At 51.1% G+C, this 21295-nt stretch carries 16 protein-coding genes and 1 tRNA gene; 8 read left to right on the forward strand and 9 right to left on the reverse strand.

Annotated elements, in window-relative coordinates; genetic code table 11:
- Nucleotides 1-205 precede the first annotated feature (205 nt).
- From DFP90_RS19290 to DFP90_RS19305, 5 genes are all read left to right on the forward strand, one after another.
- On the forward strand, nt 206-1888 hold the full coding sequence (locus DFP90_RS19290) for a DEAD/DEAH box helicase family protein (RefSeq protein ID WP_181905462.1): 1683 nt from the start codon (nt 206-208) through the stop codon (nt 1886-1888).
- Between the two features lie 575 nt (nt 1889-2463).
- Entirely contained in the window at nt 2464-2637 is a 174-nt protein-coding gene (locus tag DFP90_RS22970; protein WP_181905463.1) for a hypothetical protein, read from the forward strand.
- Between the two features lie 159 nt (nt 2638-2796).
- Nucleotides 2797-4434 carry a DEAD/DEAH box helicase gene (locus DFP90_RS19295; protein ID WP_218044746.1) on the forward strand — a complete coding sequence of 546 codons (1638 nt, stop codon included), beginning with the start codon at nt 2797-2799 and terminating at the stop codon, nt 4432-4434.
- Nucleotides 4421-6250, forward strand: a complete 1830-nt coding sequence (locus DFP90_RS19300) for an ATP-binding protein (protein WP_115938498.1) — start codon at nt 4421-4423, stop codon at nt 6248-6250. Before DFP90_RS19295 ends, DFP90_RS19300 begins: the two co-directional genes overlap by 14 nt.
- Before the next feature lie 3 nt (nt 6251-6253).
- Nucleotides 6254-7204, forward strand: a complete 951-nt coding sequence (locus DFP90_RS19305) for a phospholipase D family protein (protein WP_115938500.1) — start codon at nt 6254-6256, stop codon at nt 7202-7204.
- Between the two features lie 124 nt (nt 7205-7328).
- Here DFP90_RS19305 and DFP90_RS19310 read toward each other — a convergent pair whose 3' ends face one another.
- Genes DFP90_RS19310 through DFP90_RS19320 form a run of 3 tightly spaced genes read right to left on the reverse strand, consistent with a single transcriptional unit; the run spans nt 7329 to nt 12513 of the window.
- Nucleotides 7329-8168 carry a phosphoadenosine phosphosulfate reductase family protein gene (locus DFP90_RS19310; protein WP_218044747.1) on the reverse strand — a complete coding sequence of 280 codons (840 nt, stop codon included), beginning with the start codon at nt 8166-8168 and terminating at the stop codon, nt 7329-7331.
- Nucleotides 8165-11554 (reverse strand): P-loop NTPase family protein, encoded by a 3390-nt coding sequence (locus DFP90_RS19315; RefSeq protein ID WP_115938502.1) that lies wholly within the window; start codon nt 11552-11554, stop codon nt 8165-8167. Before DFP90_RS19315 ends, DFP90_RS19310 begins: the two co-directional genes overlap by 4 nt.
- Nucleotides 11554-12513, reverse strand: a complete 960-nt coding sequence (locus DFP90_RS19320; protein ID WP_115938504.1) for a DUF4007 family protein — start codon at nt 12511-12513, stop codon at nt 11554-11556. Before DFP90_RS19320 ends, DFP90_RS19315 begins: the two co-directional genes overlap by 1 nt.
- A 154-nt stretch (nt 12514-12667) precedes the next feature.
- Between DFP90_RS19320 and DFP90_RS19325 the strand changes: the two genes are divergently transcribed.
- Nucleotides 12668-13858, forward strand: a complete 1191-nt coding sequence (locus DFP90_RS19325) for a cysteine desulfurase family protein (protein WP_115938506.1) — start codon at nt 12668-12670, stop codon at nt 13856-13858.
- Between the two features lie 127 nt (nt 13859-13985).
- On the opposite strand, the gene DFP90_RS19330 is transcribed toward DFP90_RS19325, so the two are convergent.
- Genes DFP90_RS19330 through DFP90_RS19345 form a run of 4 tightly spaced genes read right to left on the reverse strand, consistent with a single transcriptional unit; the run spans nt 13986 to nt 18743 of the window.
- On the reverse strand, nt 13986-14864 hold the full coding sequence (locus DFP90_RS19330) for a TniB family NTP-binding protein (RefSeq protein WP_115938508.1): 879 nt from the start codon (nt 14862-14864) through the stop codon (nt 13986-13988).
- Nucleotides 14864-16777 (reverse strand): Mu transposase C-terminal domain-containing protein, encoded by a 1914-nt coding sequence (locus DFP90_RS19335; protein WP_115938510.1) that lies wholly within the window; start codon nt 16775-16777, stop codon nt 14864-14866. The genes DFP90_RS19330 and DFP90_RS19335 overlap by 1 nt, the downstream gene beginning before the upstream one ends.
- A complete protein-coding gene (locus DFP90_RS19340; RefSeq protein WP_115938512.1) occupies nt 16771-17451 on the reverse strand; it encodes a TnsA endonuclease N-terminal domain-containing protein in 681 nt (226 codons plus the stop codon). Before DFP90_RS19340 ends, DFP90_RS19335 begins: the two co-directional genes overlap by 7 nt.
- 32 nt (nt 17452-17483) lie before the next feature.
- Nucleotides 17484-18743, reverse strand: coding sequence for a TniQ family protein (locus DFP90_RS19345; RefSeq protein ID WP_115938514.1), 1260 nt, complete (start codon nt 18741-18743; stop codon nt 17484-17486).
- 255 nt (nt 18744-18998) lie between these two features.
- On the opposite strand from DFP90_RS19345, the gene DFP90_RS19350 reads away from it, so the two are divergent.
- Complete coding sequence (locus DFP90_RS19350; RefSeq protein ID WP_115938516.1) at nt 18999-19754, forward strand: metallophosphoesterase; 756 nt, start codon at nt 18999-19001, stop codon at nt 19752-19754.
- Nucleotides 19755-19965: 211 nt separating this feature from the next.
- On the opposite strand, the gene DFP90_RS19355 is transcribed toward DFP90_RS19350, so the two are convergent.
- Both DFP90_RS19355 and DFP90_RS19360 read right to left on the reverse strand, forming a co-directional pair.
- Nucleotides 19966-20379, reverse strand: coding sequence for a hypothetical protein (locus DFP90_RS19355; RefSeq protein ID WP_115938518.1), 414 nt, complete (start codon nt 20377-20379; stop codon nt 19966-19968).
- Between the two features lie 243 nt (nt 20380-20622).
- Nucleotides 20623-20710 (reverse strand) — tRNA-Ser (locus DFP90_RS19360).
- A gap of 189 nt (nt 20711-20899) precedes the next feature.
- Between DFP90_RS19360 and DFP90_RS19365 the strand changes: the two genes are divergently transcribed.
- The gene (locus DFP90_RS19365; protein ID WP_115938520.1) at nt 20900-21241 is read left to right on the forward strand and encodes a hypothetical protein; all 342 of its coding nucleotides are present in this window, start codon (nt 20900-20902) and stop codon (nt 21239-21241) included.
- The last annotated feature ends 54 nt before the right edge of the window (nt 21242-21295 follow it).

Consider the following 21295-nt stretch of genomic DNA (forward strand, 5'->3'; position numbering starts at 1 on the left):
CCGCGATACCGCCATTCTGGAAAGGAGAAAACAGATCAAACTGACCACCATGAAAAACCGGCGCTTGAATCACTTCAAGCAAGCTGCTTAAACATCAACAAATGATGAGCCAGATCCTCCACTAAATCAGACGCTCAACTGACCCATTTGTTTTGACGACGGACACCACAGACCATCTGAACATATGTGGTCGGCACTGGAAGATGTGGCTGACATCTTGGAACAGATGGCAGAGGGAACCTGTCTTCCCCGATATTATCTGGCCAGCCTTGATCCCGGTGTGGGCAAGACCAAGACCATGATCCACTTCATCCGGACGCTCCTGGCTTCTGAAGACCATGAAAGGGTGTCAGTTCTGATCTGCGTCTCCAGGCTGGATGAGATCCGGAATCTGGTGGAGGAAATGGGTCTGTCCCGTTCGCAATTCTCGGTCCTGACCAGTGACACCGACCTGAATGGATTGGGGTCTGATGATCGGGACCAAGCCCGCATCCTGTTCACAACCCAACAGATGATAGAAAGCCGCTGCCAAGGAGAGCAGTTCAAGCATGTTTCGGCCTTCCATTATCAGGGACAGGCCAGGGATGTCAGAATCTGGGATGAAGCGATCCTTCCGGGACAGCCTTTGACATTGAAGCGGGATGACCTTGGTCACCTGTTCGGGCCGATCCGCCTCCGTCATCCCGCCCTGGCCAAGGATATCGAAGACCTGTTCATCCAGATCAAGGAGGCGTCATGCGGTTCTCGTGTTGAGATACCGGACTACTCGGAAAAGCATGGCGTGGATCTGAATACAGTGATCGGATGCCTGTCTGAGTCACCCAAGCAGCATATCGACGCAGTCACCACTCTCTGGCTCCTGTCCGGGAAGCTGGTCACGGTGAAGCAGGACGGGGCTTCCGGTAACACCCTGCTGGACTATCGGGACACCCTGCCGGATGACTTCGCACCGCTCCTGATCCTGGATGCTTCCGGGCGTGTCAGGGCGACCTATGACCAATGGGAACGCAAGCGAGGCAACCTGATCCGCCTAAGCAAAGCCGAGAAGTCCTATCGGAACCTGACCGTCAACGTCTGGCAAACGGGAGGCGGCAAACATGCCTTTAGAACCAACGGCGAGCAACTGATTGACGGCATCGTCTCCACCATCAACAACAAGCCTAAAGAGGAATGGCTGGTGGTTCATCATAAAACCAAAGGAGGCATAGATGTGCCGAGCGGTGTCAAAGCCCTCATGGATGGTAATCCGGGTCGGGTTCACTTCACCCACTGGGGTGACCATCACGGAACTAACGCCTATGCTCATGTTTCCAATGTCATCCTGGCTGGGACATTGTTCCTACCCGCTTCTCAATATGAGGCACTGGGGCGTCTCGGGGCGGGACTGTCTTCCGCTCAAAGCCTTGATCCCCAAGACTTCCAGCAGATCAGGATCGGGGAATACCGCCACCTGATTCTCCAAGCCCTGTGTCGCGGGTCGGTGCGGCGTTGTGACGGTGCCGTCTGCGCCCCCTGCGACGCTTACATCATTGCCTCAGCTCAAAGCGGCATTGCGGAAACCCTGCCCGAGATCTTCCCTGACTGCCGTGTCAAGCGCTGGCAACCGGTGAAGAAGGTCCTGAAGGGCAAGATTGCCGAAGCGCTCAAGGTCATCCAGGATTACTTCAGTTCCCACCCCAGGGAGCTACTGCCTTTCCGGGAGGTGGCAGATGCGGTCCAAATGACGGACTTGAAGAATTTCAGGCGGAGCATCCGCAAACATCCTGACTTTGTTGAGGCCCTGGCAGAAGCTGGTGTCATGGAATTTGGACCGGGCAGGAACCCGACCGGCTTTCGCATGGCTGTTTCGGTCTTCGGCTTTGATGGGATCGATGACGGAGACTTCTAAGGCCCGGATTATTTCGGTCCAAATTTGTGAGAGCCTATTAACGTAAGTGAGATGCGAGACTTCCCCCCATAGCCCCCTAGCCGTCAGCGGTGGTTGCGGAGGGCGGTCTCGTATTCTTGCGCGTCTGCCTCTGCCTATCTGTTTTTGCGCTATGAGGGATTCACAGATGCTACACAAGTTGCTACACTCCGAACCTGCTACGGGTGGATCTTCGACGGTCTGACTGTGCGTGAGCGGAACAGAGGAACCCAGGGTTTCCATATGTCAGATCCCACACCAGATTTGGCAGGTCAAAATTAGAGTGGTGATTTTCCGGCTATTTCCCCCTAAAAATACCCACTCTATTTTTGAAAAAGTTGCAAAATCACTAAACTAGATTTGTCTAGATTCTTGAGGAAAAGGCTGCGTACCACCCTTTTTCAGATTTCTGGTATCTCTTCGTAAACAGGTTCATCCCCTTTTGAGTATATTTTCATTAACTTAAACCAAAATATGTGGGTTGCTAATTTTGAAGCGCTCTGCAATTCTTCAACTCGCTAAACTAGAAATTTTGTGGGGAAGGGGGCTGCTGGTTGGTGAGTGAAGAAGAAATTCAAAATTTCAAGGATGGTCCAATTGTTCGTGAAATAATTGAATTAGAAAGAAGTTATTTCTTCGAAAAGCGTAATGTGAAGACCGAACGCCAGAGAAAGCTACGCGATCTTATTGAGCGTCACACCAGGCCCGGAGATCATTCAAATGATTCTTGATGAGATCAGGCTTACCGACTTTCGGTGTTTTTACGGAAAAACACGTATTCGCTTCTCCGAAGATCCCGACAAAAATGTCACTCTCATTTATGCGGAAAGTGGTTTCGATGATCGCTCATTGATCATTTCGCCGCTATTTTTCTCTGTAACGGAGAACAAATGACGTCTCCTGGCATATCGATCGAACATGTCATCAATGGCATGAAACGCGCAAGTCTTTGCCGACTTCTCGGCGACGAGCTCGTCGAGACGTTGCGGCAGCTCTTAGCTTCAACGCCTACAGATGACGCTCTTCGGAATGTCGCAAATGTCCTTTACGCCGACAATAACCCGACAAGCATCCAAGACGCCGCGGTGCGGAATATCATCATCGATAGCTTGAGCTTGGAAAAGGCGCGGGAACTAGCCGACAAACTAAGATTGAAGACGAAGGGTAATTTCTACACCTCCCTAAAGGCATTCGATCCAGCGAAAAATCCGGACCACACAGGCGCTCTCTTTTCCTTCTTCGGCATCACGGAAGACCCGAGCGCACAAATGGTGCGCAAGCCGGCAATAAACGAAGTCACCCCAGAATACGGCCTATTCCCCCATCAGCGAGACGTAGCACGGCGCGCTCAAATGGCGCTTGAAGTGCACCCCAATAAGGTTGTCGTGCATATGCCAACCGGCGCAGGTAAGACGCGCACCGCGATGCACATCATTGCACGGCATCTAATTGATCACGGACCGACTGTCGTCTGCTGGCTGGCGAACAGCGGCGAATTATTGGAACAGGCAGCAGAAGATTTTGAAAAATGCTGGCGCGTGTTGGGGGATCAACCCGTGATGGTCTATCGATTTTGGGGAGATCGAAACATAGACCTAAGTGAGGTACGAAACGGGATTCTCGTAGCTGGATTCGCGAAGATGCACGCGGCCTATTCACGTAATCAGAACGCCCTGATAGCACTCGGGGACAGAGCCAGCCTTACAGTTGTAGATGAAGCTCATCAAGCGATTGCCCGGACCTATAGATCTGTGATTGAGGCTCTTTATACCAAGCAGCCCGAGAATCAGTTGCTCGGCCTGACAGCAACACCGGGCCGCACATGGAACGACGCAGGAGCTGACGCCGAACTGTCAGAATTCTTTGCCAATAGTAAGGTTACGCTAGACGTGCCCGGCTACAGCGATCCGGTCGATTTTCTGATATCAGAGGGCTATCTGGCGAAACCAACATTTACCTCTGTTCGGTTCGACGGCGACCTTGGCTTATCCGATAAAGAAGTCAAAGCGGCCGAAGCTGGCGTGGATATTTCCGACGAGTCTCTACGGACAATTTCGGATAGTGGCGCGCGCAATTTCATAATCATTCGAGCAATCGAGGACCTTTTACAAAGGCACAACCGAATCATCGTTTTCGGGGCTTCTGTGCGGCACGCCCACTTAATTACAGGACTGCTTGTCGCGCGTGGACACGACGGAAAGCTTGTTACCGGCGAAACACCTATCGCCCGACGAGAGCGCATTATTCGGCAGTTCAAGAGTGACGCCCCTCGGGCAATGGTTTTGTGCAATTTTGGAGTTCTAACGACGGGCTTCGATGCACCGCGGACGAGCGCCGCTGTTATAGCACGCCCTACAAAGTCGCTGGTCTTGTACAGCCAAATGGTCGGACGCGCGACGAGAGGTCCGCGTGCTGGAGGCAACGAAACATCAGAAATTGTGACAGTCGTCGATACGAACTTACCCGGTTTCGGCAGCGTCGCAGAGGCATTTACGAATTGGGAGGACGTATGGCATGAGCACGAGTAATGCGGAAGATATCATTGAAAATGCATTTGATGGTGAAGTAATCCCCCCATCGCTGGCGCTCAAGGCCATGCGCGACAGCGGGTATAAAAACACAGCCTACGCCCTCGCTGAACTCATCGACAATTCGGTCCAAGCCAATGCGAGCTTCGTCGAAATCTTTTGCATCGAAAAGCGCGTCCTGGTTAAGGAACGAGAACGCCGCCGAATTGCTGAGATAGCCGTACTAGATAATGGGTCCGGAATGGACATGACGGTACTTCGTCTTGCGTTACAATTCGGCAACGGCACGCATTTGAATGACCGAAGTGGCATAGGAAGGTTCGGCATGGGCCTTCCGAATGCCTCAATATCTCAATGCCGACGGCTGGATGTGTGGACGTGGCAAGCTGGGCCTGACAACGCCCTACATTCGTACCTCGACCTAGACGACGTAGAATCTGGGAAAACCCGTCATGTCCCAGTTCCCGAAGCAAAAAATGTACCGAATGAATGGCTTAGCAGGTCAGAGGGAATTGGTACGACCGGGACGCTTATCGTGTGGAGCAACTTCGAGGACCACCGTCTTACATGGAGAAGCGGTCGTGCAACGTTGGAAAACACGGAGGCCCTCGTCGGCAGGATGTATCGAAAGTTTATCCATGAGGGGAAAACAGATATTCGGCTTGCCGCATTGGAGGACGACACATCCACTTTTGATATGCGGGCACGAGCAAACGATCCAATGTATCTCACGGTGCCCTCTTCGACGCCTGCGCCGTTCGATAAACGGCCAATGTTTAAAGTCTGGGGAGAACAACACCGCGAGTTTCCTGTCGAATATGAGGGGGAAACACACAGCGTTCATGTTCGTATGTCATGGGCAAGTTCGGAAACGATCCCTGACGATGGCACGGACCGAGGCCGAACGCCCTACGGCAAGCATGCGGCTAAGAACATTGGAGTCTCAATCGTCAGGGCTGGCCGAGAGCTCGAACTAGACAGCACTTGGGCCCTTGGCTACGACCCAAGAGAGCGTTGGTGGGGGGTAGAAGTGGAATTTCCTCCCGCGTTGGATGAAGTCTTTGGCGTCACAAATAACAAGCAAGCTGCCACAGTCTTTTCGCATATGTCCCAGTTTGAGTGGGAAAACGAAGCTGAGCCAGGTGAGAAGTATATGGACTTCAAGTCTCGGCTCGAAGAGGAAGGCGATACTCGCCATCTCGTCATTGATATTGTGGTCTACGTCCGCGAGCAGCTTGCTCAAATCCGCAACCGCATTCAAGATCAAACGAAAGGCATTCGAGGTGGCGGAAAGCGTCACGATGACGTGTCAATTGAAGACAAGGCTACGACAAAGTGGAAAGATCGCGCAAACAAAGGCTACAAAACCGACATCGATGATGAAGATTATGACGATAAAGCTCGGGATGATCTAACAAACGATCTTATCAAGAACAAAAATTATAGCGAAGAGGTCGCCAAAGAAATTGCTCAAGCGGTAAAGACAAGAGGTAGAAAACTAATTTTCGTTACCGCTGAAACTGATTCACAAGCATTTTTCAACGTAGATATTCGCCCCGGCGGCATAACAGAAATCGTCTTCAATACGCGCCATCCTGTATACGAAAAGCTTGTGCGCGCACTAGATACAGATGTTACGGAAACATCTTCCAGCGAACTTGTTACTCGAATCGAAAATGCCTCGGATACCTTAAAGTTACTCCTTGCAGCTTGGGCTCGTTACGAAGAGGAAGATTACCCTGCACGGGATAGAATTCGTGATATCCGCCACGAGTGGGGTAAAATGGCCAAAAACTTCATCGGCGATGAGGATTGATCTATGCTCTTGCCAGGACCGGAGCTCATTGATCTTTGCCGAAACGGCAAGAAGGAAGTAATCCTCATCGCGCCATTCATGAAGTGTGATGCGGTGCAGATGGCGTTTGATGCGATTCCTCGAAGCGTGACTTCGGTAAAGTGCGTAACACGTTGGAAAGCTGAAGAGGTACTGGCTGGCGTCAGCGATCTCGAAGTTTTCGATCTGATCAAAGAACGAAACGGCGCATCACTTCATGTGCAGCCTGTTCTTCACGCGAAATATTATCGTGCGGATGATGCATGCCTCATCGGCTCCGCCAATCTGACTAAGAGGGGCATGGGATGGGCAATGCCCTCAAATTTAGAACTCTTAGTGCATCTGGAGGCCAAATTAGACCGCCTGAGAGCTTTCGAAGCGCTCGTATTTTCCACTGCCATAGAGGCTACGGACGAGCTGCGAAGTGAAGTCGCGCATACAGTTCAAGAATTGGAAGACGAAGGAAATGTCTACATAGCCGAGGAAACGCCAACGGACGACAGTACGTCATCGATCCCGCCGGAGTATTGGCTGCCATTATGCCTTCGTCCGGAGCTTCTCTTTCCGATTTTCACTGAGACTCAAACTGATCGCATAGTCGGATGGACCCTCGAAGCGGGAAGACGCGATATCGGGGCGCTACGCATACCAAAGCACCTCTCGGCAGTTTATTTTCGAAAATACGTCGCTGCTCTTTTGAGGCAATCACCTGTAGTGCAAGCTCTAAACAAGATTGCCCATAAACCGATTACCCCTGCCGAAGGACGAGAATTTATTGCTGAGCACGTTCCCGAAGATTACCGCGCCTATGGCAATGACCAGCACTGGGAAACAATGCGAAACTGGCTTCTGCACTTTCTCTCAAACGAATACCGCCAACCCACCGGCTCTTTCGACCTCCAGAGAGGAACAGAAATCGCGCGTTATTCTCGCTAACCAGAAACTTTTGGAATTGTAATAGTAGTGAACTGCGAACATCGGCGCAGGCCCAGATTTTCCGCGATGAACAAGGAGATGCAGCCTCCTGGGCGGTGCATTTGATCTGATAAGTCTGCACTTGCTATTTGTGACAAGCGAGACAGGCTTTGGCCTGGCCATAGAGTTCGTCAATATCGAAAGTCTCGTCATCATCCCGTAGTGGATTCTGCCGGCGCTTTGCCTTCATCCGTTCGAGCCGCTTCTCGTAGTCCTTCTTGATCTGCCTGACCCGCTCCGGCTGGATCATCTCATCTAGGGATTCTCCTTGAGACCAGGTAAAGGGCGAGCCATGGGCAACGGCGTCTTTCTCGTAGGATTTGGCCTCTTCAAAGGCTTCGGGGTGTTGCTCTTTGAGACGTACCCATTCAATTTTCTGCTGATAGAAGCAGAAAGTACAGCCGCTGCGGGAACGCCAATCATAGTAGCGTGGCAAGCCAAGTCCGGACGCGTCGAGAATGTCGTGTACTCCGGGCTTGTCGATTCCGGCCTCTTTGAACGGCAAAACAATTTTCAGCCTGTCATGCTTGGAACTGTAACCCTCCCGGTACTCTTCGTCCGCGCGTATCGCAACGTAACTATAGACCGTGCTACCCTCTTCTAAGATGGGACGAAGCCATTGTTCAAATGGCCGAAGCTTGAGCTGCCTCGTGCACCACCGTGTTTGCGGCGAAGGCAAGAAGCTATTGTATTGCTTGAGCCAAAAATCAAAGTCACGGTCTGGATTGAGCCGCAGGATAGCCTTTCCGAGAAACCCCTCAAGACGGCCCAAAAATTCATAAACTTCAGGAAGCTCTTTTCCCGTGTCGGTAAAGAAATACTCGATATCGAGTTCAGGATGGTGCTGCCGCATGTAGACCGCAAGGGCGGCACTGTCTTTACCACCGGAGAGGCCCAACACATGCTTTTCCGACACGACGCTCACGATGCGACCTTCTCAGTTTCATTGTCACCGTTCTCCTCCGACTGCGTCATGTAGCGTGAACTCAGTTCAGCAAGGGCGGCCAGCACGAGCCGCCGCTGTGTTTTATCTGCAGCATCTATGACGCTTTCGAGGCGCGCAATGATCTCGTCGATTCCGGAACGCTCATTATCGGTGACTTCAAACTCCGCATGTAGAGGTGACGGACGGCCATTTACGCCAACGACAACAGCCATAGCATGACGTTTATCGACCCGCCCTTTCACACGCGCGAAGTTTTCGGCCCGGATGAACTTCTGGGCCAGGTCCGTCATCTCTACCGCTGCTCTATCAAGATCGGGATCGGTCCAGTCTCTCGGCGGTTTGTTAGCGGCTAGACTGGCGATACCCTCAATGTCCTGTTCGGTACCCTCAATTTTAGCAAGCCGTCCGATAAAAGCATCAAGCCGGAAGTCCCCCCCGATCTTCTTAATATTCTCGGCGCGCGCCCGAAGCTCAGCAAGCGCCTGCGAAGAATTGTTCGGAACTTGCAGTTCGGCGAGCATAAGATCGTTTAGACGTCGTAGCATAGAGGGGTATGATTCAACGAGTTCTTCGAGACCGTCCCGCACATCGTCAACGATACCTTTCAGCGCGGCATCATCATTGAGCGCACCGCGCCCGCCGAACGCCCCTGGGATGTCATCGAACAGAAACTTGTTTGGATCGTTCGCATGCTTAAAGATGTCGCGGACGCGAATGGCATTGGCCGAAAGCTGGGTCGTGCGCTTTGTCCAAGATTGCAGACGGTCAAAGATCGCAATCAGGCCGCGCGCCACATCAATCGGCGCCAAATGTGTAAGCCGGTTGCCAGCATCCAGATCGTGCACAACTTCCACCATGCTTGATAGTAGACGCCGTGACAATGCTGACAAATCCATCCAGCGTAACTGAATCTCGCTGGCATTCTTCGCCAATATTTCAACATCAATGTCTTTGAAACGCGCTTGGAAAACTCCTTCCCTGTATAGCGCAACTTTCTCACGGCGCGAAAGAATGAAAGCAACAGCCAGCACGGGCATCACCCCGTCCTTCAAGCCAAACGGCGGTTCTGACCAAAGACGATAGATTTCAGCGACACTAACGGTTCGATCTTCGGCCTTTTTTAAAAGCTCGGCTGTGGCCTCCCAAAGTGGTGATAGATTAAATGGATCGCCATCCTCTGCCGGTGTGCAGAAACACCAACCATGGTCGGTTTGGGCATAAAGGCCGGTTGCCTCCAATAGCGAGTCAAACAAACCGCCTTCGGCCGGATAGCCGTTGATCCCAAGACGTGGCTCCCCCTCATTCGACACCATAGCCCGTAAAAGCGCGTTTTGAGCCGCAACCGCGTTGCTCGACGGCTTTATCCTGTTGAGCAGTTCGTTATTGAGTCGCGGCGAGAGCGGATAGCGTCGCGCCGCGAGTTCCGAAGCGACGTTATTAAGCTCGGCCTGAAACCATTGCTGGGGCTTGTGGCTCTTGAGATACCAGGTCGCATTGTCGAAGGCGCGGCGGATTTCCTCTTCGAGTTGTCCTTGCAGAACTGTATGCCTCGCCTGCACTTCCCGCTGTGCCACAGGGTCTCCGGCAAGGTCAGGATGTTCGTCCTGCACTTCGGTCAACGCAATTAGCTCACGGGCAAGGTCAGTGATCACCCAAGCCCGTTGAGACAAACCAGCGACAACATCCCAATCCCTAGACTCACGCGTGGCCTCCCGGCAAATCCTCTGCGCTTGCTCAGCCGTCTCCCCGTCTGTCGGAACCGCAAGCAGAAACTCTCCAATCGTACCCACATGAGGCTTATATGCCTGCGCACGATCTATAAGAGTACTCAGCGGAGCAACCTCTACATCAAACCATCGGAGAGCGCCGGTCTCATGGTAATGCCGCTTCGCCAGTATGGGCTGCAAACCAGCAAGCTGCTGTAGTAGAGTAAAATCGACTTCCCGTACATGCTGCAACGTTTCCTGCACGGCTCGATCGATGTCGAAGTCACTTCCTGCATAAATCGCATAGGCATCAGCGAACTTACGGTAGATGACAAGTGACCACTTTTTGAGTTGTTGAAGAGCGACTTCAGTTTCCTCCTTGGAAGCTGCACCGGCGCATGCCCCCAAAAGTTCGTCCGTCGGTATTAGTCCGGAACGTTCCTTGAACAGATCAATCAGCGCAATCGCTTTCAAAAGCCGGGTATGAAGCGCATCACCGCCAAGCGATTCACAACGTTCAATTGCCTCAGCCGCCGTCGCCCAACGGTGCCCGTCCGGTGATGCGAGGATGGAGGGTTCAAGGTTAACTCGCAAATAGTTCCAAAGCCGATCCGGCTCATAGAAAATCTCTTCGGTCTGGTGGCGAATGAAATCCTGAAATCCGTACGGTTCTGCAGAATTCAGGAAGCCAAAGATACTACGCTGGTTCTGCCCGAAGCGCCGCCGCGAAATAGGACCCAGCAAACAGGCAACGACGGGATGGAGCGGCCAGCATCCTTCTAGAGTCTCCGGTAAATAGCGCGAAGCGGCCGGGCGCTGGCGTTTAATTTCGGATGCAATCAGAGATGCAAGTTTCCCCGGCTTAACAGCCGACCGGCCATTCTCGATAGCGCGGGAGATCAATTCGATCTGCTCCTCACCCGCCGCGTTCACGGAGAGATCGATATACCGGCCCTGGATTTTCGACCATTCATCGCGCATCTCCCGCGACAACCGGTTCGCATATTCCTCAAAGGCCTGATGAAGAATGCCTATAATTATCAAGCGACCACCACTGCGCGATGCTGCTTCCGCAAGAAGCTGAAACAGATAGACATCAGCACCTTCTTGCGCAGCAGCTTCAAGGAATTTACCCATCTCATCAATGAATAGGACCAGGCCGCCTTCGCTGCGTGGGTGCCTATTGGAAAGTTCAACGAGCGCGTCCACAACGGCAGCGTCAGTCCAACCTTTCTTCTGTGTGGCACTAACGAGTCCTCGCCCAACAAGAGCCTCACCAATGACAAGCGCCGCATTGTCCCGACGCCCTACGACAGGCAGCGCAAGCCAGCCTTTCGATTTTGGCGGTAGATCGTTAAGCACGCCCTTAGCTGTGCCCCTTCCGATGGCAGATACTGCTTTATCCCTGAGCGCTGCGTTACCACTAAGCAAAGCACTCAGTGCGACGACAAGGCTCGATTTGCCGCTGCCGTAAGGCCCGGTCCAGGTGAAGGCACCATGACCGGTTTCCGCCACATGATGACCGACCGCTGCGAGAACGTCTGCTGAAGATTTTGGGCAGATGAAACCCTCAAGGGCCTGAGCATCATTGTGATCCGTGTCGATTCTAATCGAACGCTGAAATCGCCTTGCAATATAGACGTTATCGGCGAGCACCATTACGCCGCCTCCTTATTCTTTATTCGCTCATAGTCACGGGCGACATATTCAAGTGCAGCATCCAGATCGAGCGCCGCATCGCGCAAAACCTGTTTCAATCCCGCAGTCTCCGACCAGCGGAATGCGCCGTCTGTGAATTCTTCAAGGCCGAGCAAGCGGTCTGCGACATCGTTTTCGTCCAGCAAAAATACACGCCCCGGAGAGCCCGGCTCATGCGCAATCGCCTCAAAAGACAAGGTTTGCGCCGATGTGTAATCCTTCCAAAAATCAATCAGCGCATATAAAAAGATGCCACTGCGCAAGGTCGATTTCGGGCCGCGCACAAACCGGAATCCATCGCGCTTACCAACTGCTTTTATCAAACCAAGTTCAGCAAGCGGCGATTCAAGTGTATCTTCCGGCGACGCACTCGCCGACGACTGCCGCGCAACATATGTGCGGAGAAAACACTCAACATCACGCCGGATCGTTGTCGCCGATACGCGCGGCCAAGCACAGTCCTTCGCAACCTTTTCAAGCCCCTTCACAAGCCGTTCACGTTCGAATGTCGCGCCGGGGAAGTTATTGAAACTCCAATACCATGTTGTTTTATCCGGTCGTCCCGCAAGCTTCCAATGAATCATCCAAAGGCTCGCCGGATGCTCCATATACGGATCGAACCCCTCCGCCCCAAAGAGCCTGTCGCCAAGCGCTGTCGTTACAAGCGCATTCGCGGCTTCCCCATCCATAATAATATCGGATGCTGTCGCCCAATGCCGCATTGACGAAACCATGTTCTTTCCCACGCCGAAGCGGGCGATAGCATCATCCCGCGTAAAAACCGTCTTGCTATCGGAGACGCCCTTCCGCTCATTCACGGCATCGTATGCCTTCTTGAGCCACCCGTAGCGTAACGGAAACGTCTCGTGCCCAGAGAATTGTGGCTTGTAGCTGTCTAGGTAGATAGGTCCTCGTGGCATTATTTGTCTTCCTGGAGGTTTGATCCAGCTCGACACTAAACTATAAGACGTGGTAGGGTCAAACTCATTCCTGGAGATATCATCCAGAAAGGAAGCTAGGCTTTTGGTTGGAAAATTTGCAGCGCAGAATCCTTAATAACTCATTGGAGATAAAATGAAAACTGGGAAAGCGCTATATTTTGATTATCAGGCGACCACCCCCCTCGATCCACAGGTTTTTGAGGTGATGCGCCCATTTTTCGCTGAATCTTTTGGTAATCCTCATGCATCGGATCACGTGGTTGGATGGGATGCGGCCGAAGCCATTGATCATGCGGCTACAAATGTGGCCGCAATTGTCGGTGGCGATGCAGATGAGATTATTTTTACCTCAGGGGCCACTGAGGCAAATAACTTGGCTTTGCTGGGTGTCGGGAGGCGAGCTGCTGGAGGCAACAGGAGACGAATTCTTCTTGGTGCTACTGAGCATAAGTGCGTCCTTGAAAGCGGCAGAGTACTCAGCAATGAACATGGATATGAGGTCACACACATACCTGTTGATGCTGATGGCCGGCTAGATTTGGACGTTTTGGAGGCGGAATTAGATTGTGATGTCTTGCTCGTCTCGGTGATGGCTGCGAATAACGAAATTGGAACACTGCAAGACATCCCAAAAATATCGCAGCTTGTCTCTCAATATGGTTGCCTGCTTCATTGCGATTGCGCTCAAGCTCCCTGTGCCATGGATATATCTTCCTTTTCCCAATATGTAGACCTTATTAGTTTATCTGGGCACAAAATGTATGGCCCTGTGGGGATCGGTGCGCTTTATGCTCGAAGAGATATACAAGGAAATGTCGAACCGATTATTCATGGAGGAGGGCAGCAAAATGGATTGCGATCCGGTACATTGCCGACTGCTTTATGTGTCGGGTTTGGAGAGGCTGCTCGAATAATCGTTGGCGATAAGTACGCTGAGGAACGTGCAACTCTCGCTAAACGTCGCGACAAATTTGTGGAATATTTGGATAAGTTACCCTGCAGAACTTGGGTAAATGGTCCGACGGATTCATTCCTGCGCCACCCAGGGAATATTAACATAGGCTTCGAAGGAATCGCGGCTGCTGATTTGATTACAGTGCTTCAGCCGCATCTTGCCGCTTCAACAGGGTCAGCTTGCACGAGTGGCCTACCCGAACCTTCCCATGTTCTAAGAGCAATCGGCCTGAGCAAGCAAGAAGCTGCCTCTTCAATTAGATTTAGTATTGGGAGGTATACATCCGACGAAGAAATTGAGGAGGCTTCAAAACTCATCAAGTCTTCTATCGAAACCCTCATAAAAAATAGTATGCAGATGACTGCCTAAATATTTCCCTAATCCATAGCCAGAGAATATCACACAACAGAACTTAGAAACGATTAAGCAGTGGTAATGAGAGGCGAACTGCCTAGGTTAAGCTAGTTCACCTCAAATCTGTTCAAAACCAACTTAATTAACACGCTCCATACCGCTCACTTGGCAGCATCCATTCCGTCTCGGTCAGTACCTCTGCTGGAATATGATCCAACCCCGATCTGATGGAATTCTTGGCGGCCCGAACAATCAAGTCCTTGGTCTCCCCGGTCAGGCCTTCGGTACGCTCATGCACCAGCGATATGAACCGGCCTTTCTTATTGTCGTCACATACCTTGAGATTACAGCCCATGATGAGCTGCAAGACGAATGCGGCATATTCCTTATCCGCACGTTCCCATGGCGACAGGTTGAAAGGAAAAATGCGGCTGGCCAGTTGTGGATCCAGTTGGATCATATGACGAGCATGGTGGGTTCCCACTGCGACGATCCGCAAATCCAACTTATTACTGAGATAACGGATTGAGTTCAGGAAGGCTGCGCGTTCATCAGTATGCGCATTCATGATGTTATGAATTTCATCCAGAATGAGAATACGGACATTATATTTGCCCACGAGGATTTCAATCTGTGCCAGCAGGCTGTCTGCATTATGTGAGGTGCGGATCGGTGCATTCATCGATTTCAGAATTTCAATGAACAGGGATTTCGGATTCGCACGATGCCCCGGCGTTTCAACAAGAAGGACCGGGCATTGCTTCGCGTCCATGGATTTCTCCCGAAGCTGGTCCCGCACATCCAACCGGAATTTGCTGACCAACATGCTTTTACCGCTATTTGGCTCCCCATATATCAACAGTCCCTGGGATCGCACAGAGGGACCTTCGTGAAAAAGCGACCAGAGTTCGTACATGCACTCCTCCCCCTTCCGATAGGGGATCCATTTGTCCTGGTACAAGGCTTCGTGCACGGACTTTTCAAAAGGCAGTTTATCAATGCGATGTTCAATCTGATGCATCAGAGGGTTCTCCTGAGGATCGTGAAATTGGGTTTAAGCTGGTCTTCGTCAAAATCGATGAAATCGTCCTCCTCAGGTGGATCTGGGCTTTTTACTTCCACGGGTTGCACGGTTTTCAATTCAGGCTTTCGGACAGGTGGTTTCGGTGTTTCCCTCGCTCCGGCGGGCATCCGGTCCGCATCCTGTTTCCGGCGCCTGGATTTCTCTTTTTTCTTCCTGACACTGCGGGTTTCTTTTTTTGCGGCATCAATGGCCTTCAGATTCTCCTCAACAGCCCGGAAAATAAGATCTTCATCCACTGTCTTGAGGCCACGGTCCTTTATCCGCTTGCGGGCAGCCTTGTATTCCCAAAGGGAGATCGGCCGTCGATAGGTATTTCGATAAGGAACCTGGACATATTCATTAAAAACCGGATGGAATAAGTATATCTTACTGATATCTCTGGGATCTCTCCGAATAATCAGCTGGTTTTTATTGTACTTTTTCCTGTTTTCCAGGAGGATCTTCAGTTCAGGTGAGTTGTAGTGGATTTTATCCCATACAATGCCATCCCTCTGGATTGTCCTTTTCGACAACGGCAACAAATCGAGACGCAGTTTCTTTTCATCAGAAATCCTGTCCGGCAGACCAATTCCATTCTTCCCGGTGAGGCCGTCATTCCATTTTGAAATCGGTGAGCATTCCAGTTGGCGATGCACTTTCTGGTGATAGACATTCACAACATGGTTGAAGAGATATTTTTCCAATTCGTCCAAGGTCATGACAGCATATTGATCCGGGTCATATTCCACCCTGTCTTTTGGCCCCCGGAATGTTGTGCCTGGAATACTGTCCAGTTCAGTTTTCAGGGTTCCATTAAGGCGCTCAATATGACCGCCCCATTCGGCAAAGCCAGGCGGGCGAAACTGGGTATCCACGGACCATTCCTCAGAAAAGATCTGGACCATCTCGCCCTTGAAATCCTTGCCGTTGTCCATGTGCAGGATCTTCATCAGACCCCATACCGGCCAATCACCTTCAACGCCAATATCACGGAGAAACTTGTCCTTTTCCAATATGCTCTGACAAAGACACATGCCGACACTGTCAGCACTGGGCTTGTCCAATGAGAGAAACATGCCGGTGATCATTCGGCTGTAGACATCAATTGCCACCGTGATCCAGGGCCTGTCGATAGGTTCCCGATCTTCTGAATCCACGACCATTATGTTCAGCTGGGTATGATCAATCTGAACAACATCCAGGGGCCGTTTGGCCTCACCATATTCGCTGTTGATGGCTTTGTACTGTTCCTTGGCCTGCTTAGGCCCCCGGCGCTTTCGTTTTCTTTCTTCCTCAGAAAGCAGGGCAATCCTCCGGTCGACGGTATTATATGATGGGGGAGTTAGCTTGGCTGTCCTGCAAGCAAGCACAATGAGTTCGTGGAGTTTCTTCTTCTTGTATCTCTGCTTGGTCAGATATTTGGTCTGAATATGATGCTCGATGATCAACTCTACATTATCATCAAGCCGCCGCTGCCCTCTCTGGGAGTTCTTGCGATCGGAAACAAGCGCAGACAAAACCGGATTGTCTTTGTATTTTCGCAACCAATTGCGAATGGTTTGACCGGAAAGTCCGGTTTCCTCCGCGATTTGCTCAACCTTCTTATGGATCGATCCAGATATAGAGATTAAAGGTTCAATTATCTGAAAACGCTTTCGGGCAATTTCGAGATCATCCGCCGTAAAGGAACAGTGTGGTTTGATTTTCAGCTTGGTGGATGGGGCACAAACGTCTTCCCGGGCCACCACCTGTTTTTCACCAACGGTACGATTGAGTATGAGAATATTGTTGGCATCCACTATCCGAAGAATTTCGCACTGGTCACCATTCACCTCGACCGCAGCTCCGGCTTCGAATTTGAGAACTACCATGATTTATCTCCGGCCAATCCAACTGGAGTTTTCTGATCAATCAGGTTTTCAAAATCCGTTGTGAAGATTCCGTGTGCCAGTAGGCCCAGGACGACCCTATACACCCGTGATGCCGGTTCATCTCTGAGGCCCGATAGGTGAACCAGTTCTTCAGTTGAAACCATGCATCCTGTGGATATGGATTTGATGATGCGCGCAGAAAGGCCTGGATCCGGCTTATTCCTTTGCAGAGGCAACAACAGCTTAGCATTTTCCAGGCGGCTATTTCGTATTTCATGTTCGGTTTGAACGGAAAAATTCCAGTAGTTGAGAGCCGAGTATTCTTCAGCCGCCTGAAACCGCGGCATCAACAATTTGCGCTTCTTCTTCAGTTCATCCTGATACTTAATTTCCACCAGATCAGACGACCGCCCATCGCTGTATATCACCAGGAAATCAGGTGTATATTTCCGGGATTTTCCCTCTCCATCTTCAAACTGGATACAGCACGGTTGCGGGATAATATCCTCGACCTGGTGATCCAAAGACTTCAGATAAATGAAATCCCTCTCTAGGCCCGATTCAAACTGAACCGATTGTTTGAACCTATGCACATTTACAGCGCCAGTCAGGCTTCGGCGCCCAGGCGGAATTTTCCGTACTGCTCCAGAATGCACGTTTGTCTCCCCATTCATTCTCTTTTCCCCAACTGGAGATAGTTATGAAATCATCGGGCAAGTTTTTCTTCAGCCTTCAACCTTCGCTTGATCGTTTCCTCAACCCAGCTAGCAATATTCTCCCCCTCCAGGCGTGCTGCAGACTTGGCTGCCTCTTTGACTTCAGGGGATACACCATCAAGTTTCCAATATCGGGAAATCTTTTTATTCGGCAATGGTTTGGCACGAATTCGATGGCCAACAAGATTGACAATATTCGGAGTTGTTGGGTCAATCGCATGCGAGGACAGTGTTTTTGCTGCTTCGCCGATCTGACTTTGCCTGAAACGAATACATGGTTCCGCAAAGTAGCGATCAATGACATCTTGCAGGATGTACGGAAGCGGCTCCCGCCTGCGCATGAAACGCCAGCGTTCAAATTCCACTATCCGTCCGGAGCTCACAAACCGGCCAGGCCAGAACTTCAGCAACCATTCCGCTCCAAGAAGCAATTCCCTTCGGCATCGTGGATTATACTGTTCTATTTCGTGCAACTTTGGGATCAGTCCGGAGCGAAACAATCCAGCCCGCAGTTTTAGATGCTCCTGCAGGGCCCGGGCATAAAATGAGCAGCCCAGGAGACGAACCAATACCATCAACAGCTGGAAATAGATGATACTATGCAGCCAATAGCCACCGACAGCCTCATTTCCTCGGCACAGTATCATCAAATGTTTCTGCTGCAGGTCGAGTGCTGCCTTGGATACCAATGGGACTCTCGCCATACGGCTCAGTTCATTTCCACAAACGCTACAACAAGAAATCACCGAGCCGGCGGGTGTGCGCAGAGGCTCTATCGGTTTGCCGCACTGCTTGCACCGGTCAATCAGCTCACAACCATGTTTCGGACATATCGTGATGAATGAAAACCGCCAAAGGTGCTTGAAGTAGGGGGTCGCCTTCTTATCCAGACATATAGGACAATACTGCTGCCCATAGCTTTTGAATCCGGCTCCGGCCGGAGGGAACCAATCCATCCGGGATTTCTTCAATCGCTTAATAAGAAGGGAATTCTCATAACGTCGAATTCCCATATTCATGAGAAACAGGGGATCTATACCCGTATGCTCAGCTAAAACTGAACAGAAAGATTTGGTGGCATTTCTATCCAGATCAAACCGATAGAGACGGCCACCAGGCTCACAAATCGGATATAAATCCTTGGGTGCCAGACCATTACTCAACGCAATCCGTGTGAACCAGGATGACAATAATTCATCATGGTAAGGACGCGGCCGACCGAGCCAGAGCGAATGCCATTGATCAAACATGCGACTTATTCCGAAAGCGAAACAAATCAATCACGCATAACTCCAGTTCAAGGGGGAGAATGCTTGATTACACATTATTATTAGCATACTATTTATTATTGCGGTAGCGGAATGTAATTCAGCTGTATGAAGCTACTTCGCTTCTGTCTCTGCCGATTCAGAAGCATTCCCGTTTCCGAGTGTTCTGGATATCGCCGATCTCACAGCTTAACCTTGACCGGAAAACATTAAATAAACTGAGAAGGAAAACCTTCCGTGAAAATCGCCGTCATGTCCGATCTCCATATCGAGTTTGAACCCTATAGGCCTGATCTGCCTTCAGACATAGATGTTGTAATCCTGGCCGGAGACATTGCCTTGGGTACCGATGGCATGGAATGGGCGAAAGAAAATCTGACTAATCATCAGGTGATCTATGTGGCCGGCAATCATGAGTTTTATCGGCATGACCTTCACCCCACGCTGGAAGCCTTAAAAGCGGCTTCCAACGATCACGTCCACTTCCTTGAAAATGAACAGATCGAAATTGATGGCGTGCGATTTCTCGGCTGCACCTATTGGACCGACTGCGCTTCAAACGGCACGCCTGAGATATCGGCCGGGAATGTTGCAGGTGCACTGAACGATTTTCATGGAGCCATCATGAATGGAGAACGGAAGTTCACCATTGGAGATGCCTTGGACCTTCATAGGCAAAGCCGCACCTGGCTGGAAGCTGAACTCGCAAAAGACTATCCCGGGAAGACTGTTGTTGTAACCCATCACGCACCGGTCATACATGCAGGCGCACCGATGTTTCATGGCGGCCCCATCTCGCCCGGTTTCGAAAATGCCCACGAAGATCTGGTCGCAAAATCAGGCGCCAGACTTTGGTGTTTTGGCCACACCCACTATGACTATGACAGGATCGTCGGAAACGACTGTAGAGTGGTCTCCAGTCAACGGTGCTACCCCAAAGAGAGGGCCCGGATGGGGTTGCCAGCTTTCGAGCCCAAAATAGTGGAAGTCTAGTAATTAGGGGCAGGCTTATACATTTCGGCGATAGCCGATATGACTCCCAAGTACCCGCGGATACCCAAAGCCAGAAAAAGCTGTGCAGTGCCTGCCTGAGATTACAAACTCTTTTCAAGGAATGCCTTTGCCCACCATAAGGCATCGGCTTCCGCTCTATGGTCAGGTTCCTTTGAGTTTTTATTGCTTAAAATGTCCTGCCAACTTTCGGCTACTCCAGGGATGTTGGCCGCGATAATCTGAATGGAATGCAGAACCGGTTTATTATCAACGCCGGCTGTCTGATCCATCCCTGATCATATGCAGGCGCATCGGAAACCAGAAGTGTCTCAGCTATCTCCGCTTCAAAATGCTCGACAACTTTTTGGGCCGCGATCCCCTGGTCCAGTAAAAGTTCCTTTGAAATCCCATGAATGGTTTCGGATTCCAGTGACCAGCCTGTCCAATAGTCCCAATCCTCAACCCAGTCCTGATCCGGATAGATCAACCAGGCGCCGGACTGGATAGTACCGTCGTCAAATAGATGGGCAAAACCCAGTTCGATCGGCCAGCCGCCGTAAAGGCTGGAGGCCTCCAAGTCAACGAAGGTTATCTTTCCGAGATTGTCTGGAAAGCTGATTTTCAAGCTGAAATCCGGAATTGCAAAGCTTCAGGGAAACAGAAACCTCATTATACAAGCCATTTCAAGCAATTGTATCTGATCTGCTAAGTACATTCCTTCAAAAATAGATCTGATATTTCCAACTTAGTCTGCAGGTATTCCAAATTAGAGTGACGATTCCAAACTGGTTTGAAGTCTGACAGAACCCAGGGTTTCCATAAGAAAAACCCCCGGAAACCTTAGGGTCTCAACGGGGGTTTTTATATCTGGCGGAGTGAGGGGGATTCGAACCCCCGAGGGGTTGCCCCCAACACGCTTTCCAGGCGTGCGCCTTAAGCCGCTCGGCCATCACTCCAGTGATCTTGGCGTCCCTTAGAACACGGGTATGTCCCTCAGGCGCCGGGAAACTAGCGGATGAGGCCGGGTGGTGCAAGAGGGGTTTTAACCAAAATGCCATTTTTTTGCCGCCCTTGCGCTTTTTTCCCCACATGGTAACGTGCGCTAGCGTTCACAATTGCACCTAACCGTCGGAAATCGCATCAAAATGCTGCTTCTGCGCCTGATTGGTAGATTATTTCTGATCCTGGCTCTGGCCCTGCTCGGCCTGGGGCTTTACCTATGGCTGGGCGGTGAGGATATCATGCTGCCGGCGGGCAAGCTGTGGTTCGATCTTCATGTGGACAGCCTGCAATATGTCCAGGTCATCATCGAGCGCCATTTGGGCCTCACCGGCATCTGGCAGAACTGGATCCAGAACGGGCTCTTGCAGCTGCAGGCCTGGGACGCGCTGGTGCGCCTCTTCATCTGGCTGCTGGTGCTGGCCGGGATCTTCATGATCCTGGGGCGTGACCGCTCACGACCGCGCTATACCTTCCGGAAGAAATAACCGCGCCTGAAAGAGAAAAGCCGCCCCCGGCATACGGGAACGGCTCTTGATCTT

This window comes from Aestuariispira insulae, from assembly GCF_003385955.1.
Classification (GTDB): domain Bacteria; phylum Pseudomonadota; class Alphaproteobacteria; order UBA8366; family Aestuariispiraceae; genus Aestuariispira; species Aestuariispira insulae.